This window comes from Flavobacterium aureirubrum (assembly GCF_038739835.1).
Classification (GTDB): domain Bacteria; phylum Bacteroidota; class Bacteroidia; order Flavobacteriales; family Flavobacteriaceae; genus Flavobacterium; species Flavobacterium aureirubrum.
This window is the reverse complement of sequence record NZ_JBCGDO010000001.1, coordinates 80,880-98,093: the sequence shown is the minus strand read 5'-3', so window position 1 is coordinate 98,093 and position 17,214 is coordinate 80,880. Positions and strand designations below refer to the sequence as shown.

The 17,214-nt window shown below is 33.3% G+C and carries 14 protein-coding genes; 5 read left to right on the top strand and 9 right to left on the bottom strand.

The window, feature by feature from the left end:
- Positions 1-84: 84 nt before the first annotated feature.
- The 5 genes from WFZ85_RS00460 to WFZ85_RS00440 all read left to right on the top strand — a co-directional run bounded on the left by WFZ85_RS00460 (position 85) and on the right by WFZ85_RS00440 (position 6,126).
- On the top strand, positions 85-1,170 hold the full coding sequence (locus tag WFZ85_RS00460; RefSeq protein WP_342694319.1) for an LptF/LptG family permease: 1,086 nt from the start codon (positions 85-87) through the stop codon (positions 1,168-1,170).
- A complete protein-coding gene (locus WFZ85_RS00455) occupies positions 1,157-2,041 on the top strand; it encodes a DMT family transporter (protein WP_342694318.1) in 885 nt (294 codons plus the stop codon). The genes WFZ85_RS00460 and WFZ85_RS00455 overlap by 14 nt, the downstream gene beginning before the upstream one ends.
- 105 nt (positions 2,042-2,146) lie before the next feature.
- Positions 2,147-3,100 carry an acetyl-CoA carboxylase carboxyltransferase subunit alpha gene (locus tag WFZ85_RS00450; protein ID WP_342694317.1) on the top strand — a complete coding sequence of 318 codons (954 nt, stop codon included), beginning with the start codon at positions 2,147-2,149 and terminating at the stop codon, positions 3,098-3,100.
- Between the two features lie 141 nt (positions 3,101-3,241).
- Positions 3,242-4,789, top strand: a complete 1,548-nt coding sequence (gene dnaB, locus WFZ85_RS00445) for a replicative DNA helicase (protein WP_342694316.1) — start codon at positions 3,242-3,244, stop codon at positions 4,787-4,789.
- 77 nt (positions 4,790-4,866) lie between these two features.
- A complete protein-coding gene (locus WFZ85_RS00440; protein ID WP_342694315.1) occupies positions 4,867-6,126 on the top strand; it encodes an asparagine synthetase B in 1,260 nt (419 codons plus the stop codon).
- 34 nt (positions 6,127-6,160) lie between these two features.
- Here WFZ85_RS00440 and WFZ85_RS00435 read toward each other — a convergent pair whose 3' ends face one another.
- The 9 genes from WFZ85_RS00435 to WFZ85_RS00395 form a co-directional block, all read right to left on the bottom strand.
- Complete coding sequence (locus tag WFZ85_RS00435; RefSeq protein ID WP_342694314.1) at positions 6,161-6,721, bottom strand: hypothetical protein; 561 nt, start codon at positions 6,719-6,721, stop codon at positions 6,161-6,163.
- 165 nt (positions 6,722-6,886) lie between these two features.
- Positions 6,887-9,019 (bottom strand): S9 family peptidase, encoded by a 2,133-nt coding sequence (locus WFZ85_RS00430; RefSeq protein WP_342694313.1) that lies wholly within the window; start codon positions 9,017-9,019, stop codon positions 6,887-6,889.
- Between the two features lie 58 nt (positions 9,020-9,077).
- Complete coding sequence (locus WFZ85_RS00425; RefSeq protein ID WP_342694312.1) at positions 9,078-9,539, bottom strand: DinB family protein; 462 nt, start codon at positions 9,537-9,539, stop codon at positions 9,078-9,080.
- 87 nt (positions 9,540-9,626) lie between these two features.
- Entirely contained in the window at positions 9,627-10,685 is a 1,059-nt protein-coding gene (locus tag WFZ85_RS00420; protein WP_342694311.1) for a glycosyltransferase family 9 protein, read from the bottom strand.
- 288 nt (positions 10,686-10,973) lie between these two features.
- The gene (cphA, locus tag WFZ85_RS00415) at positions 10,974-13,598 is read right to left on the bottom strand and encodes a cyanophycin synthetase (RefSeq protein WP_342694310.1); all 2,625 of its coding nucleotides are present in this window, start codon (positions 13,596-13,598) and stop codon (positions 10,974-10,976) included.
- Positions 13,599-13,758: 160 nt separating this feature from the next.
- Complete coding sequence (locus WFZ85_RS00410) at positions 13,759-14,607, bottom strand: alpha/beta hydrolase (protein ID WP_342694309.1); 849 nt, start codon at positions 14,605-14,607, stop codon at positions 13,759-13,761.
- Positions 14,608-14,638: 31 nt separating this feature from the next.
- Positions 14,639-15,418: a zinc ribbon domain-containing protein gene (locus WFZ85_RS00405; protein ID WP_342694308.1), complete on the bottom strand. Its 780-nt coding sequence runs from the start codon at positions 15,416-15,418 to the stop codon at positions 14,639-14,641.
- Positions 15,419-15,421: 3 nt separating this feature from the next.
- A complete protein-coding gene (locus WFZ85_RS00400) occupies positions 15,422-16,516 on the bottom strand; it encodes a Nif3-like dinuclear metal center hexameric protein (protein WP_342694307.1) in 1,095 nt (364 codons plus the stop codon).
- Positions 16,517-16,560: 44 nt separating this feature from the next.
- Positions 16,561-17,124, bottom strand: coding sequence for a hypothetical protein (locus WFZ85_RS00395; RefSeq protein WP_342694306.1), 564 nt, complete (start codon positions 17,122-17,124; stop codon positions 16,561-16,563).
- Positions 17,125-17,214: the final 90 nt, after the last annotated feature.

Here is a 17,214-nt window from a genome sequence, read left to right as displayed (position 1 = left end):
AGAGGTTTAATGTTTTAATCAGTTTGGTTAAACAACTTAAACTATTTTAAACAACATTAAACAATTTTTAAACAAATTGAACCAATGTTAAAAATAATAGATAAATACATTCTTAAGCGCTATTTAGGTACGTTCATTGTAATGTTACTGATGTTTATTCCAATAGGCATTGTGATTGACGTGTCTGAAAAAGTAAACAGAATGATTGAAAATAAAGTGCCATTTAATAAAATAGCAAGTTATTATCTAGATTTCACTATTTATTTTGCCAATTTATTATTTCCTATTTTTCTTTTTCTTTCTGTAATTTGGTTTACTTCCAAACTGGCCAATAACACCGAAATAATTGCTATTCTTAGTTCTGGAATTTCATTCACTCGATTTTTGCGACCTTATATTCTTGGTGCTACAATAGTATCTGTTTTCGCTTTAGTGATGAGTATCTTTTTAGTACCAAGAGCCAGTGCAGGCTATAAGAATTTTAGATATACTTATCTAATGGGTGGTGGACAAAATCAAATGAGAGACAACACCGATGTATTTCGACAAATTAGTAAAGATGAGTATATTTTTGTAACAAGCTTTAATGAAGTTTCGAAAATGGCATTTAACTTTTCGATGGAGAAATTTGATAACGATAAGTTGAAATACAAATTAATCGCCAATCGTATTAAATGGAATGAAAAACAAAAAAATTATACATTATATAATTATACCAAAAGAAAAGTAGGCGAATTTGGCGATATTATTGAAACAGGCGAGTCTAAAGACACTATTTTCAACTTTGATTTAGAAGATTTAACTCCTGTTATTTATATTGCTGAGACCTTGCCATTGCACGATCTACATAAATTCATCGATAAAGAAAAATCACGTGGTTCCTCAAACATTAATGTGTACTTAGTTGTTTTGTATAAAAAATATAGTATTCCAGTTTCTGCTTTTATTTTAACAATTATTGCAGTCTCAGTTTCATCTATGAAAAGGCGCGGTGGAATGGGAACTAATTTAGCTATTGGAATCGTACTAGCTTTTGCCTTTGTTTTTTTAGATAAAATTTTTGGTGTTCTCGGTGAAAAATCTACTGCACCACCATTACTGGCGGTTTGGACACCTAATATCGTTTTTGGAATTTTAGCCATTTACCTTTTACGCAATGCAAAGCGATAATATTAAGAGCTATCTTCATCTTCATTTAATTGTTTTTATTTGGGGATTTACTGCTGTTTTGGGAGCTTTAATTACTCTTGATGCGTTACCCTTGGTTTGGTTTAGAATGTTATTTGCTGTTGGATTTATAGCAACCTATTTATTTTTCAAGGAAAAATCTTTGAAAGTTGCTTCAAAAACAGCGTTGCAGTTTTTATTCGCGGGTCTTATTATTGCGCTACACTGGTTTACATTTTTTAGTGCAATCAAAATTTCCAATATTTCTATTACATTAGCTTGCCTGTCAACGGGTGCTTTTTTCACCTCTTTATTAGAACCTATTTTGTATGGAAAAAAAATTATCTTTTATGAAGTTTTTTTTGGGTTACTGGTCATTGTTGGATTGTATATCATTTTTAAAGTAGAAGGAAATTATTTTTGGGGAATTATCACCGCATTGACTTCTGCTTTTCTCTCGGCTTTGTTTGCAGTCATAAATAGTAAATTTGTTAAAACACATGAAGCTACAGTTATTTCGTTTTATGAATTGAGCGGTGGAGTCATCTTTTTTACTTTATTTTTACTTTTTACCAATAGTTTCTCAGCTAGTTTCTTCTCACTATCAATGAATGATTTAATTTATTTACTTATTTTAAGTTCGGTTTGCACCGCTTATGCATTTATCGCATCCACTGCTATTATGAAGTTTTTATCACCTTATACTGTAATGCTTACAATAAATTTAGAACCTATCTACGGGATTATTTTAGCGGTTATAGTTTTTCAAGAAAAAGAAAAAATGAGTTTTGAATTTTATATCGGTGCATTGATAATTGTGTTAACAGTACTTTTAAACGCAGTCATAAAAAGTAGAAAAATCAAAATAAATTAAATGCTCTCGCTCAATTTATTGTTTAAAACTAATCCCTAATGAGTGCTTTTTATCACGATATAAAATTTTATATTTGCTACTCGATATAATAAAACAAACGAACCTATGGAATATTTAGATTTTGAACTTCCAATTAAAGAATTAGAAGAACAACTCGATAAATGCCAAATAATCGGTGCAGAGTCTAATGTAGATGTCTCATCAACCTGTAAGCAAATAGAAAAAAAATTAGAGGAAACAAAAAGAAAAATTTATAAAAATCTTACTGCTTGGCAACGTGTTCAATTGTCTCGCCATCCTAATAGACCTTACACTCTAGAACATATTACAAACTTAACCAAAGGCACTTTTCTTGAAATGTTTGGCGATAGATGCTTCAAAGATGATAAAGCTATGGTTGGTGGATTGGGTAAGATTGAAGGACAATCGTTTATGCTTATAGGACAACAGAAGGGAATTAATACAAAAATGCGCCAATTGCGTAACTTTGGTATGGCAAGCCCTGAAGGTTACAGAAAAGCACTTCGATTAATGAAAATGGCAGAGAAATTTAATATTCCTGTTGTCACTTTAATCGATACACCTGGCGCTTTTCCTGGATTAGAAGCAGAGGAAAGAGGACAAGGAGAAGCAATAGCGAGGAATATTTTTGAAATGTGCCGACTCAAAGTGCCTATCATTTGTGTCATCGTTGGCGAAGGTGCTTCTGGCGGTGCATTGGGAATTGGTGTTGGAGATCGAGTTTTAATGATGGAAAATACATGGTATTCTGTAATTTCGCCTGAGTCTTGTTCCTCTATTTTATGGAAAAGTTGGGAATATAAAGAAAAAGCGGCCGATGCATTAAAACTGACATCTACTGATATGAAAAAGCAGAAATTAGTAGACGATGTAATCCCTGAACCACTTGGTGGCGCACACTATGATAAAGAAACAACTTTCAAAACGGTGCAACAGTATATCATGAAAGCCTATAATGAATTGAAAGATTTATCAACAGAAGAATTAGTAGCCCAAAGAATGGACAAATACAGCAAGATGGGCGAATTTAAAGAGTAATTTCTTACCGAATTCTATTAATCCGTCTCGCTAATAACGAGGCGGTTTTTTTATGGTTGTTAACAAAAATTACAAACTTATAAACAGTTGTCCTGAATAACTCAATGCAGTTAATTTTTTCAAAATTGTTACTTTCGTTACATGGAAAATATCAAAAATATCAAACCAATAAAAGTAGATAAAACTACCATAATAAGTCTAGAAAAAGGGAAACTACCACCACAAGCACTCGACCTTGAGGAAGCTGTGCTAGGTGCAATGATGATAGATAAAAAAGGATTGGACGAAGTAATTGATATTTTGCAACCCGATGCCTTTTATAAAGAAGCCCACAAACATATTTTTGAAGCTATTTTCCAGTTATTCACAGATTCGCAACCTATTGACTTATTAACAGTATCCGCACAATTAAAAAAGTCGGCAAAACTAGATTTAGCGGGAGGCGATTTTTATCTTATTCAACTTACCCAAAAGATATCCTCTTCAGCACATATCGAGTTTCACTCGAGAATTATTTTACAGAAATACATTCAGCGAAGCCTCATTAAAATATCATCTGAAATTATTGAAGAGTCTTATGACGAAACTACAGATGTTTTCGATTTACTCGACAAAGCCGAAACCAAACTTTATGAAGTTACACAGGGAAATATAAAGCGCAGCTCCGAAACAGCGCAAAGTCTTGTAATTCAGGCTAAGAAGCGAATTGAAGACATTGCCAATAAAGAGGGAATGAGTGGCATTGCTACTGGTTTTGATAAATTGGATAAAATTACTTCCGGCTGGCAACCATCAGATTTAATAATTATTGCCGCACGTCCTGGTATGGGTAAAACGGCGTTTGTACTGTCAATGGCTCGTAATATGGCTATCGATTTTGGTCATCCTGTGGCATTATTTTCCTTAGAAATGTCATCCGTACAATTAATAACCCGATTAATTTCTTCAGAAACAGGTTTGTCATCAGAAAAATTAAGAACAGGAAAACTGGAAAAGCACGAATGGGAACAGCTTTCCACTAAAGTAAAAGATTTAGAAAAAGCACCGTTGTATATAGATGATACTCCATCGCTTTCCATTTTTGATTTAAGAGCTAAAGCACGACGATTGTCATCACAACATGGGGTAAAACTAATTATTGTTGATTATTTACAATTAATGACCGCTGGTGGAAGTAACGGAAAAGGAGTTGGAAACCGAGAGCAAGAAATTTCCACTATATCCCGAAATTTAAAGGCACTAGCCAAAGAACTCGAAGTTCCGGTAATTGCTTTGTCACAATTGTCTCGTGCTGTAGAAACCCGTGGTTCTAGTAAAAGACCGTTACTTTCTGACCTTCGTGAGTCTGGAGCTATTGAACAAGATGCTGATATCGTTTCGTTTATTTATCGTCCAGAATACTACAAAATTGATGAATGGGACGATGAAGAACAATCGCCCACTGCGGGTCAAGCTGAGTTTATTATTGCCAAGCACAGAAATGGTTCTCTCGAAAATGTTAGATTGAAATTTATTGGAAATTTAGGTAAATTTGATAACCTTGAAGAATATGGTGGCGGTTTTGACGATTTGCCTTCAAAGATGAATCATGACGACAATCCGTTTATGACTAAAAATTTGCCTTCACCTAATGAAGCTTTTGGCAGCAACATCAATAGTAACGATGACGACAGCGATGTGCCGTTTTAATAAACAATGATAACAGAGGTTTTTTTAAGTTTTTCTTCACAGTAAAACTAGTATCTTTGGGTATATATTTTTATGAAATGTTAAAAAAATCACTTTTACTTTTCTTTATTCTGATTACTTTTTCTACCAAGGCCAATTTCATTTTATTGCCAATGGATGAAACTACACAGAAAAATCATCTCAAAGCATATGGCATTGCCTATTGGGCTTTAGACAAACAATATAAAGCCAGTTGGTTATTAAATTATCGTGGTGGTTCTTTTTTGTTGCCAGATGTTCAAGAAATTAGAAAAGAATGTCAAATTAGAGGTGTTAGTTTTGAAGTTTTAGCCGATGCTGAAATGCAATCTATTTTGAGCGATATTTCTAGCCCTTCACAAAATATGGAAACGGTGGTTTTAGAAAAAGCTCCAAAAATCGCGGTCTATTCACCACCAGGAAAACAACCTTGGGATGATGCGGTAACCATGGTTTTAACTTATGCCGAAATTCCTTTTAAAGTAGTTTATGATGAAGAAGTTTTGAGTGATCAGTTACTTTTATATGATTGGTTGCATTTGCATCACGAAGATTTTACTGGGCAATATGGTAAATTTTATGGTGCTTATAGAAACGCACCTTGGTATATTGAACAAAAAGCAGCAGCCGAAGCTTTAGCTGCTAAATTAGGTTTCACTAAAGTATCGCAAGATAAATTAGCTGTTGCAAAAAAGATTAGAGATTTTGTAATTGGCGGAGGTTTTATGTTTGCAATGTGTTCAGCTACTGATAGTTTTGATATTGCGCTTTCTGCCGAAGGAATTGATATTTGTGAGCCAATGTTTGATGGAGACGATAGCGAACCAAACTATCAATCTAAAATTGATTATTCCAAAACCTTTGCCTTTAAGGATTTTATTTTAGAAAGAAGACCTGATCGTTATGAATTTTCAGACATTGATATGACTGAAAAAAGAAGAATTCCTTTTGAAAAAGATTATTTTACTTTAATGGAATTTTCTGCAAAATGGGACGTAATTCCAACCATGTTATGTCAAAATCATACCCAGTTAGTAAAAGGATTTATGGGACAAACCACTTCGTTTGATAGTAATTTAATAAAATCGAATGTTTTGATTTTAGGTAAAAATGAATTGAATGATGAAGCACGTTATATTCACGGACAAAAAGGAAAGGGATTTTTCACTTTTTATGGTGGTCATGATCCCGAAGATTATCAACACAGAGTCGGTGACGAGCCAACGGTTTTAGACTTACATCCAACTTCTCCAGGATTTCGTTTGATTTTGAATAATGTGTTGTTTCCTGCTGCTAGAAAGAAACCGCAGAAGACTTAGAATACTTTTTGAGATAATTTATGCTACAATAAAATTATTTGTTTTTCCAATTTACACCGATGTTTAAATTTGCACCATGATTTCTCGACCAAATCATTAATAGGGTTATTTCGGCATCTTTATAATTCCAAGTTACTCTTCGTTCATGTCTTTCACCTAAATTTTCTTCATAAATTTTGGTAAGTTTACCTTGATTTGGTTTTGGTTTTCCTAAATCAGATGAAATTTGTTCAACAACTTTATCAAATTTTTTACTGTAATCCTCTAATTTGGTATTTTTAGGAGTAATCCATAAATAACTTATTTTTCGAACGAGACTGTCTTTTTCTAAATAATAGTATGTAACTTGAATTTTACCATAGGATTTGTTTTCTTGACGGTTGTAATATTTGGGTTTTCCATATCGAATAATTGTATCTTCTGTTCCTTCTACAGTTTCAAGTTTGGATTGATATGTTTTTGAATAAAAACTTTTTTCTATTGAAGTTATGTCTTCAACTTTTACTTTGTCATAACTAATAAAGCTTTTCTGAGAATATGAATTTATATTCAACAAATGAATTAAAAAAAGTATAAAGAAGTGTTTTGTCTTCATCAATAATTGTATTTAAAATAATTTGTAAAATCTATCGAATATATGAGTTTCTAGCCCTGATAGTAGTGGAAATCTTTTTAAAAAAATGCCGTTTAAAAAACGGCATTTTTTTAATAGATTGAAACGTCCCGAAACTTCGGGAGCAGGAAATAGCTCCAAATAAAATTACTTATTATTTTCTATCACGTAGTTCAATACTTTTTGGATTAAATGTACTCTATCTCTTCCAGTAACGTTGTGTTTGTGCATTGGATAAGGGAAATAATCAACTTGTTTGCCTACTTCGACAAACTTTTTAACCAACGCTAAATTATGTTGTTCTACCACAACATCGTCGTTTGTTCCGTGAATTAAAAGCAGTTTTCCTTTCAAATCTTTGGCATAATTGGTTACGTTGGCTTCGTCAAATCCTTTTTGGTTTTCGGCTGGCGTATCCATATAGCGTTCGCCATACATCACTTCATACCATTTCCAATCGATAACTGGTCCGCCAGCAACACCAACTTTAAAAGCGTCGGGTTTTCTCGTCATTAGCGACGTTGTCATAAATCCGCCGTAACTCCAACCGTGAACCGCTAGACGATTTTCGTCAACATAAGGCAACGATTTTAAGTATTCTACACCTTTCATTTGGTCGTCGATTTCGTTATTTCCAAGTTTGGCATGGATTACGCTTTCAAAGGCAAATCCGCGATTGTCTGAACCGCGATTGTCAACGGTGAAGACCAAATAGCCTTGTTCTGCCATCCAATACATCCAAAGATTGGCACCATCTAAATAAGAATTGGTAATCATTTGTGCATGTGGTCCGCCATAAACGTAAACCAAAACTGGGTATTTTTTAGTAGCGTCGAAATTGCTTGGTTTGATTAAACGTGTGTACAAATCAGTTGTTCCGTCTGCAGCTTTGATGGTTTTGATTTCGGCAGTTCCGATTTCGTAACCTTCGTATTTGTTTTTGCTTTCTAGTAGCGTTTTTGCTTTTAAATTTTTGTCATACAACAATGACTTTGAAGGTGTTGAATGATTGGAATATTCGTCAAAAAACCAATTTCCATCGGCAGAAATAACAACGTTGTGAACGCCTTCGTCTTTGGTAATCAGGGTTTGTTTTCCTTTTAAATCGACTTTGTAGGCTAACATGTTGATGCCATTTTCGCCAGTTGCTTTGAAATAAATTTCAGTTCCAGCAGGATTGGCTCCAATGATTTCGCGAGTTGGGAATTTATTATCAGTCAATTGTTTGATTAATTTTCCGTCGATAGAATAGTAGTAAAGGTTGTTAAATCCATCTGTTTCGGAAATCCAAACGAAGTTATTCGATTTGCTATTTGGAAAAAATGCAGCATGTTCTGGTTCAACCCATTTTGAGTTTTTTTCGTTGAAAAGTGTTTTCACAAAGTTTCCTGTGGCAGTATCATAAAGGTTCAAATTCATGTCGTTTTGACCACGATTTAACTCAGCAATCAAGACGTATTTTTCGTCAGGCGTGAACGCTAAGTTGGTAAGATAATCTTCTGGATTGTTTTTTGGGGCAATAAAAACCGTTTTTCCTGTCGCTAGATTGTAGATTCCAACCTTTGGTTTCTCTGATTTTTGACCAATCATTGGGTATTTTATATTGACTAATTTTCCTGGAGTTTCGTTGATGTCTAACAATGGATAATCGGCAACATCGGTTTCGTCTTTTTGATAAAATGCTAAAAATGATGATTTTGGCGACCAAAATATACCACCCGAAATTCCAAATTCATTTCTAGAAATCGATTGTCCTGAAACGATATTTTTATCGGAATTATTAGTTACTGTTATTTTTTCTTTTTTATCGTTTACAAAAAATAGATTGTTTCCTTCGGTAAACGCAAGATTTTTATACGAACTGTCAAAAGTTTGGTTTTCGCCTTTTTCTGGAGATTCTACAATGCTTTTTCCAGATTTTGTCAGAAGATTGTAGCTGTATGATTTTACGTTTTCGGTAACTAAAATTGTATTAGTATCAATCCATTGAACGCCAAAGAAGTTTTTCAGTTTCGTTCCTAATGCTGCATTAATATCCGTTAAGGTTGTTAATTCAGAAGTTTTAGCATCGGTAGGTGTTGCAGTTACCATTTTGGTCCAAGCATCAGTGTAATACACATATTTGTTGGTATTTGGTATCCATTGAAAACCAGTTAGTTTGTCAGCACCAAATTTTCTTCCTTGTTGAAGCACTGATTCTTCAAGAGTAATTTTTTTTAATTGGGCTTGAGTAGTAATTGCTAGAAGAAAACTAACAATAAGTATCGTTTTTTTGTTCATAAAATGAATATTTAGTTGGCCATAAATGTATTAAAAAGGAATAATGTAGTAAACAAGATTAACTTTTATTGATGATATCATTTATGATTTTTAAATGATGATTGGTATGAAGTTTTAAAAACCAAATAGTTGATTTTAAATTTAAATCGCCAAAGTAAGGATGCGAAAAGTAATTATTGAGAGAAAGGTGTTCGAGTTCGAATACATTTTTTTTTGCGTTGTCAAGTTGTGTCATCAATTTCTCTACTGAGGTTGCTTCTGTAGGTTGCACAACTTTGGGTGCTTTTCCTTTTCCTCTTGGAATTTCGCCTCGCAATTGAATGTAAAAGCGTTTCCAATTAAATTGCTTTCTATACAGTTCTGGATTGGATTTTTTCAATTGATTAATGATACCGTTTATTACCAATAAACTATGGTCAATGTGCCAACTAATGTTTGATTTTGAAACATTTAAATTTTCAGCTTGGTGGTTTTCAATTTGTTTTTCTAATAATTGAATAAGGCTTAATAAATGTGACATTGACTATTTTTATAAAAAAGTTACCATGATGAAATTATTTTAATCGAACTTATATGATACGTAGTATTTTTTTTGACTTGCTTAAAACTATACAGTTAAAGACTTTGCAACAGTTGCAACACAATCTTCTATACTATTTACATTGGTGTCAATCGCAAAACTTCCATTTCCGTAAGGTTTGTAGGTTGCAATATTAGTGAATGCAAAAAGTCCAATTGTTTTTGTTAAAGACGCGCTGGCAAGATGCATCATTCCGCTATCTGCGCCAATAAAACATTCTGTATTTGCGATTACAGAAGCTATTTCTCTTATGTCTTTGCTGTAAAATGATGGCGCTTGAAAATTAATCATAGATATATTTTCGACCGGCAAAATTTCAATAATGTTGTGATTAGGAAAAGTATTTTTTAAACTTTCATAAAAGGTACACCACCATTCAGTTGAATAGCATTTATTTCCGGTTGCGTACGTGAATATGGCTATTGTTTTTTTATTTTTCTCTACTAGATTGTCAATACTATTTTTTCCCTGGCTTACTTCTTCTGGAGATAATTTGATATCTAGATTTGGGATTTCAAAAGAGTCAAATTGTACGTTGCATTTAGACAGGTAATTTCTTAGCCCATAAATCGTGTTTTTAGCAATATGATGTAAATCTTCTTTGGAGCTATTGATTGTCGATTCATGCAATTCGGCTCCAAAAAATTTATTTTCTGCATTAGCTAGTTGAGTTGAAATTCTTCCCGATGATGAATATTCGATACAATTAACAGCCAAATCGTACTTCTTTCTTTTCAATGAAAACCAACTTGAAAGATACTGACCTAGTTGTTTAAAGTGTTTTTTAGGTAAAGAAATGACTTCGTTAACGTATTCGTAATTCTCAAATACAACATTGGCAACAGTTCCTTTAACGAACAAGTCAATGGTACAGTTTGGAAAGATGTTTTTCACTTCTTGAACCATCGGAGTGATTAATAACATATTTCCCAGTCTATGATTTGGTCTGCTAATTAGTACTCTTTTTACAGCATTTCTATCGATGGACTTGTATTTATTCTTAGCTGTTTTTGAGTTACCAATATTCTGCGTTATCTTTATGGTTAAATTCCTTCTAAAAATGTTAATATTTTTTAAAAAATCCATCGATACTTATTAGTTTTTTTGGTTGTTTTTGCAGTACCTATTAAGCGGTTATGCTTGATGCAAAAATACTTTCGTTATAAAATCATTTCAATTTTACAAAAATACCTCGTTTTATTATCATAAACAACCTTTTTGCTTTCAAAATTAGTAATTTCAAGTTGTTTTTTTTAAAAATGTTTCTTTTTTGCGTTTAATTGAATAATAGTTTCAACTAAAAGTTAAAAAAAATTAAATCCCTTTTTAATTCAGAAAGGGATTATAATTTTAAGTTATTAGCATTTAATTCAATTAGTTGTTTCCATCTTCATTTTCCTTGTCTAAGTATTCCTGTACAATATCGATAGCGTTAGTCACAACATCACTCAGAGCGGTTATGAATGTACCTTCTTCTGCGCTATTAATTGCATGTTTAATAGCCTCAACTTCTTTCTTGATAATTTCGTGTGTAACTGTTCGGCCACTTTCTGCAATGCCTTCCATTATTAAACTAATGATTTCTTCTTCGGTTCTACCGCGTAAATGTTTTTCTTGACGAATGATAATGTGATCAAACATTCGAGCAGCAATTGTGGCACATTCTTTAATATCTTCGTCACGACGATCGCCAACTCCAGCAATAATTCCAATCTTTTTAGTTGCTTCAACACTGCTTAAAAATTCTTCAACACCTTTGTATCCTGATGGATTATGGGCAAAGTCTATTAAAACTTTGAATTTTTTGAACTCAAAAACATTCATTCTTCCTGGCGTTTGTGCTGCACTTGGAATAAAGGTTTGCAATGACAAACTAATATCATCTGTTTTAAATCCTTGTAAATAACTGGCTAGTGTTGCTGCTAAAACATTGGCAATCATGAATTTTGCTTTTCCTCCCATCGTTAAAGGAACATGTGTAGCGCGTTCTACTCTTATTTTCCACTCGCCTTTTTTTATAGTAATGAAACCATTTTCATAAACAGCTACGATTTTACCTTCTTTTGAAAACTGCTTTACTTTTGCATTATTTTCATCCATACTAAAGTAAGCTACGTTGCAACTTAATTCGTTGGCAATCTTTAGACATTGTTCGTCTTCGGCATTTAAAATTGCCCAGCCATCTTTCTTGATACTTTTAACTACTGTACTTTTAACTCTTGCTAAATCATCTAAATTATGAATATCACTTATTCCTAAATGATCTTCTTGTATGTTAGTAATAATACCTATGTCACAGCGACTAAAACCTAATCCTGAACGTAAAATTCCGCCTCGAGCGGTTTCTAAAACAGCAAATTCAACGGTCGGATCTTTTAAAATATATTCCGCAGAAATTGGTCCTGTGGTATCGCCTTTTTCCATCATGTGGTTTTGCACATAAATGCCGTCCGACGTTGTAAAACCCACTTTGTATCCGTTATTTTTAACAATATGTGCCAAAAGTCGAGTTGTGGTAGTTTTCCCGTTTGTTCCTGTTACTGCAATTATTGGAATACGGCTTGGTTTTCCCGGAGGATACAACATGTCTATAACAGGTGACGCTACGTTTCGCGGCAAACCTTCTGATGGTGCCAAGTGCATTCTAAAACCTGGTGCAGCATTCACTTCAAGAATACAACCACCGTTTTCTTTTAATGGTTGGGTTAAATTTTCGGCCATAATATCTACACCGCAAATATCCAATCCTATTACTCTCGAAATTCTTTCACAAAGGAAAATATTTTCGGGATGCATCATATCAGTTACATCTATTGATGTTCCGCCTGTACTAAGGTTAGCCGTAGATTTTAAGTAAACGACTTCTCCCTTTTTTGGAACAGTTTCTAGCGTGTAATTTAATTTTTCTAATAAATCAGTCGTGTCTCTATCAACATCTATTTGAGTTAAAACATTTTCATGACCATAGCCACGACGCGGATCTTTATTGGTTTCATCAATTAATTGCTGAATAGTTTGAACGCCATCTCCTTTTATGTGAGCTGGTTCTCGTTTTGCAGCGGCAACTAGTTTATTATCAATTACTAAAACTCTAAAATCGTAGCCTGTGATAAATTTTTCAACAATAACACGATGACTGTATTTCTTGGCATAAGCCAAACCTGAAACCGCATCTTCACGATTTTTTACATTAATCGATGCGCCTTTTCCATGATTTCCATCTAATGGTTTTATTACTATTGGATAACCTATTTTTCGGATTACCTCGTCTAAATCTTCTTCATCAACACAAATACCACCACTTGCCACGGGAATAGAAGCGGCATCGAGCATTTTTTTTGTTTGCTCTTTGTTGCAAGCAATATCTACTGCAATACTGCTGGTTTTACACGTTATTGTGGCTTGAAAGCGCATTTGATTGATACCATATCCTAATTGAACTAATGAATTTGTACCCAATCTAATCCACGGAATATCTCTTGCAACTGCTTCTTCAACAATACTGCCAGTAGAAGGACCGAGTCGAACGCGTTCGCGAATTTCGCGCATTTTTTGAATATCGGCTTCCACATCGTAATCTGTTCCGGCAATTAAAGCTTCAGCAATAGCAACGGCGCTTTCGGCAGCAAATAATCCGACATTTTCTTCTGTATAACTAAAAACTACATTGTATACACCAGGTGTTTTAGTTTCGCGAGTTCGTCCGAAACCAGTTTCCATTCCAGCTAAGGTTTGAATCTCTAACGCAATGTGTTCTATAACATGTCCCATCCAAGTGCCACGTTCTATTCTAGAAAAGAAACCACCACGCGTTCCTTCTGAACATCGATGTTCAATCATAGTGGGAAACATCGCTTCTATTCTTTCGCGGAAACCCTCTATTTTATTGGTTGGAAATTGCTCCATTTCCTCCAAATCAAGTCTCATTTGGATTAATTTTTTACGTTGTACACTCCAAATATTTGGACCACGAAGCGCTTGGATTTTATCTATTTTCATTTCTAGTAATATGTTTTAAAAGTAATATGCAATGATTTTGTTAAAAATAGGAATTTTTTATTGTTATCTTACTTTTTTTAAAAAAAAATAAAGCAAGAAATCTACTGTTTTCAAGTTGGCTTGCCAAAACAGTAATAACTAATGAACTAAAGGGAATTTGTTATTTGCCGTCGGTAATAAAAGAAACTATACTTTTGTATAAATCGTTGTCATGTAAACTATGGCCGTGACCTTTGGTCTCTATATAAGTGGCATTTTTCCATGTTGAGGCATATTTGCGGCCTTCATTCACAGAGACAATTTTGTCATCTTCATCATGAGCAATCAAGGCTTTTTGTGAAAAATAGGTAGCAAATAAATGTCCAGCAAAATCGTCAATAGGAATATCAAATTTTTCCTGATAATACTGTTCTAATAGTGATTTGATTTTTTTATTCAAACTTAAAAGCGAAACAAAATTGTTACTAATAATTTTAAAATCGGATGGTGAACCAAGTAAAACTACTTTTTGAATAGCAGAATTTTTATATTTATGAAGATAGTAAGCAATCGCTGCACCGCCAATGGAATGGCCAATTACTATTTCTGACGGGTATTTTTGCATTACAGCATGAATATATTCCGCATATTTTGGAGCATTAAATTCTTTTCCACCGCTTAAACCGTGTGCTGGACCATCTATTGCAAAAATTGTTTTACCAGTAGATTTTAGGAATGGCAATAATTTTTTCCATCTGGAGGAGTTACTTTCCCAACCGTGAATTAAAAGAACGCTGCTGTCATCACCTTGCCATTTATAAGTTTGAAAGCTTTCGTTTTGAAATTTGAAAGTTTCTTTGGTTGCATTCTGTAAAGTTTTAGGTAAATGATTCTGCTTCAGTTTTCCTTTTCTGGGTTGACTGAAAAGTTTATAGGCTTTGCTTTTTGCTTTCTCTGGATTAAAATAGCTTATACTATTAAGGTATAATCCGATGGATTTTGTGAGTATAAAATATTGAATTTTTTTCATAAAAAAATCCCGAATTACTCGGGATTAGATTTTATAGATGAGCAAATAGTTGTTGCATTTTTTCTCTTTCTTCTTCTGCTAATGCTGCATCAACTAAAATCCTTCCTGAATGTTCGTCGGTGATGATTTTCTTTCTTGCCGCAATTTCTACTTGTATCTGCGGTGGAATTGTAAAGAATGACCCTGCAGATGCGCCACGCTCGATTGATACTACTGCCAAACCGTTACGAACACTGGAGCGTATTCTCTTGTAAGCAGCCAATAGTCTTTCTTCGATTAAAGCTTCATATTCTGCAGATTTTTGCATCAAAAAGCTTTCCTCTTTTTGAGTTTCAGCCATGATATCGTTTAATTCTGCTTTTTTATGCTTTAAATGTGTTGTTTTTTGTTCTAATTTATCTTTTGAATTTGCAATAACCTCTTTTTTGTGTTCTATACTTGCTTTTAATTCTTTAATTTGCTTTTCAGCTAGTTGAATTTCTAATTCTTGAAATTCCACCTCTTTGGTTAACGAATTAAATTCTCTGTTGTTACGAACTTCTTTTTGTTGTGCTGTATATTTTTTTATTGCAGCTTGATGATCTTCAATAGCACTTTTCTTGGTTTTAATTTGATCTTCAATAACAACTAAATCGCTTTTTAATTTATCTAAACGAGTGCTTAAACCAGTAACTTCATCCTCTAAATCTTCTACTTCTAAAGGTAATTCTCCTCTAACGTTTCTGATTTCATCAATTCTAGAGTCTATGATTTGTAGGTCATAAATCGCTCTTAATTTGTCTTCAACACTTAGTTCTTTTGTAGTCGCCATATTTTATAAGTACTTAACGGGATTTGTATTTTCTTCCGAAAAAATGATTGCAAAATTAGGAATTTTTTTCATAAGAAAATCAACAATATAATTTTTTATAAATCTTTCGCTCTCAAAGTGGCCAATATCGGCTAAAATCAATTGGTTTTCAGCTTCATAAAAGTTATGGTACTTTAAATCAGCAGTTAGGAAAATATCGGCACTAGCTTGTTTTGCATTATTAATAGCAAAGCTTCCTGAACCGCCAAGAACGGCTACTTTCTTTATTGGTTTACCAAGTAAAGCACTATGACGGATTCCTCCGCATTGCATTTTGTTTTTCACAAACGAAAGAAACTCATTTTCGTTCATTGGTTTTTCTAATTCTCCTATCATACCGAGACCAATATTTTGATGAGAATTTTGCAATTCATAAATTTCGTAGGCTACTTCTTCGTACACATGGTTTGTAAACAATGCTTTTAAAATTTTGTTTTGCAAATGTTTTTCAAAGGTTACCTCTACTTTGAGTTCTTCGCTTTCTACAAATTCGAATCTTTCGCCAATTTCTGGATTGCTGTCTTCGTTGCCCATATAGGTTCCAATGCCTTTGGAATTAAAACTACAATCTTCATAATTACCAATTTTGCCTGCACCAGCATCAAATAATGCATTACGTAATTCCTCTACGTTTTCTGGAATAGTATAAGTAATCAGTTTTTGAATGAAATTCTGTTTTGGAACAAGTATTTTAGTATTAATTAAACCTAAAGCATCGCAGAAAATCTTATTCACGCCATGTTTGTGGTTGTCGAAAGCGGTGTGAACTGCATAAATAGCAATGTCATTTTTGATGGCTTTTGAAACGGCACGTTCCACATAATTTTTTCCTGTTATTTTTTTCAAACCCGAAAAGATAATAGGATGGAAGCATACAATCAAGTTACATTTTTTGGTTATGGCTTCGTCAACAACATTTTCTAAAGCATCATGGCAAACTAAAATTCCTTTAGCTTCATCATTTTGATTTCCAAGAAGTAAACCTACGTTGTCAAAATCTTCGGCATAAGCCAAAGGTGCCATTTCTTCTAAGATTGTTAGTATTTCTTTTATTTTCATTTTTATTTTTTTGCTGAATACTAAATACTGCGACTACAAACTGTTTACGTGGCCCATTCGTTCAAATATGCTTTAATAACCCATTCGCCGTTGACTTTTTCTAACAATAAAAAACGGCCGCTATTGTGCTCGATATTTCTGTAAAATGCCACTTTAACCAAACAAAAATTGGCCTTACCAAAATAAATCGGTTTGTTTACAATAAGCAGACGTTGGTTGTTTTCGCCGTATTTTTTTGAAATTTCCTGAAATGCTTCGAGCGATAGACAGTCGTTGACTTTACTCTTTAGGTACTGATTTTGATTATCAAATAATAAATTATAAGCTGCTGACCAATCTTCGTTATTACCATAAACGAGTTGAGATTTAATCTCGGCGGCATTTTTTTTTAAAATTTCATTTCCTGCAATAACTTCGAGAACTTCTTCATTGTTTGGAGCTTTATTGCAATAAAAATTGAGTAGTTGGAGTCGTCCTTTAGTAATTACTTTTTCGTTTTTATAATATTTTGAAAAAATAACTTTGAGTATCGCTGCATTTTCAGTCTCTTGTCCGTATACTGCTAGTTGGCTAATAAAAAAACAAACTAAAAGATAGAGTAATTTCATGGTCTTGAACTTTTCATATCTCTATATTATCAATAGAATATTTTCAAAGATAAAATCTTTTTATCAATTTTATAAAATTCATTCTTCTAT

Coding starts and splice junctions, on each gene's coding strand:
- WFZ85_RS00460 (WP_342694319.1), top strand. CDS start 85: ATGTTAAAAATAATAGATAAATACATTCTTAAGCGCTATTTAGGTACG.
- WFZ85_RS00455 (WP_342694318.1), top strand. CDS start 1,157: ATGCAAAGCGATAATATTAAGAGCTATCTTCATCTTCATTTAATTGTT.
- WFZ85_RS00450 (WP_342694317.1), top strand. CDS start 2,147: ATGGAATATTTAGATTTTGAACTTCCAATTAAAGAATTAGAAGAACAA.
- dnaB (WP_342694316.1), top strand. CDS start 3,242: ATGGAAAATATCAAAAATATCAAACCAATAAAAGTAGATAAAACTACC.
- WFZ85_RS00440 (WP_342694315.1), top strand. CDS start 4,867: ATGTTAAAAAAATCACTTTTACTTTTCTTTATTCTGATTACTTTTTCT.
- WFZ85_RS00435 (WP_342694314.1), bottom strand. CDS start 6,721: ATGAAGACAAAACACTTCTTTATACTTTTTTTAATTCATTTGTTGAAT.
- WFZ85_RS00430 (WP_342694313.1), bottom strand. CDS start 9,019: ATGAACAAAAAAACGATACTTATTGTTAGTTTTCTTCTAGCAATTACT.
- WFZ85_RS00425 (WP_342694312.1), bottom strand. CDS start 9,539: ATGTCACATTTATTAAGCCTTATTCAATTATTAGAAAAACAAATTGAA.
- WFZ85_RS00420 (WP_342694311.1), bottom strand. CDS start 10,685: ATGGATTTTTTAAAAAATATTAACATTTTTAGAAGGAATTTAACCATA.
- cphA (WP_342694310.1), bottom strand. CDS start 13,598: ATGAAAATAGATAAAATCCAAGCGCTTCGTGGTCCAAATATTTGGAGT.
- WFZ85_RS00410 (WP_342694309.1), bottom strand. CDS start 14,607: ATGAAAAAAATTCAATATTTTATACTCACAAAATCCATCGGATTATAC.
- WFZ85_RS00405 (WP_342694308.1), bottom strand. CDS start 15,418: ATGGCGACTACAAAAGAACTAAGTGTTGAAGACAAATTAAGAGCGATT.
- WFZ85_RS00400 (WP_342694307.1), bottom strand. CDS start 16,516: ATGAAAATAAAAGAAATACTAACAATCTTAGAAGAAATGGCACCTTTG.
- WFZ85_RS00395 (WP_342694306.1), bottom strand. CDS start 17,124: ATGAAATTACTCTATCTTTTAGTTTGTTTTTTTATTAGCCAACTAGCA.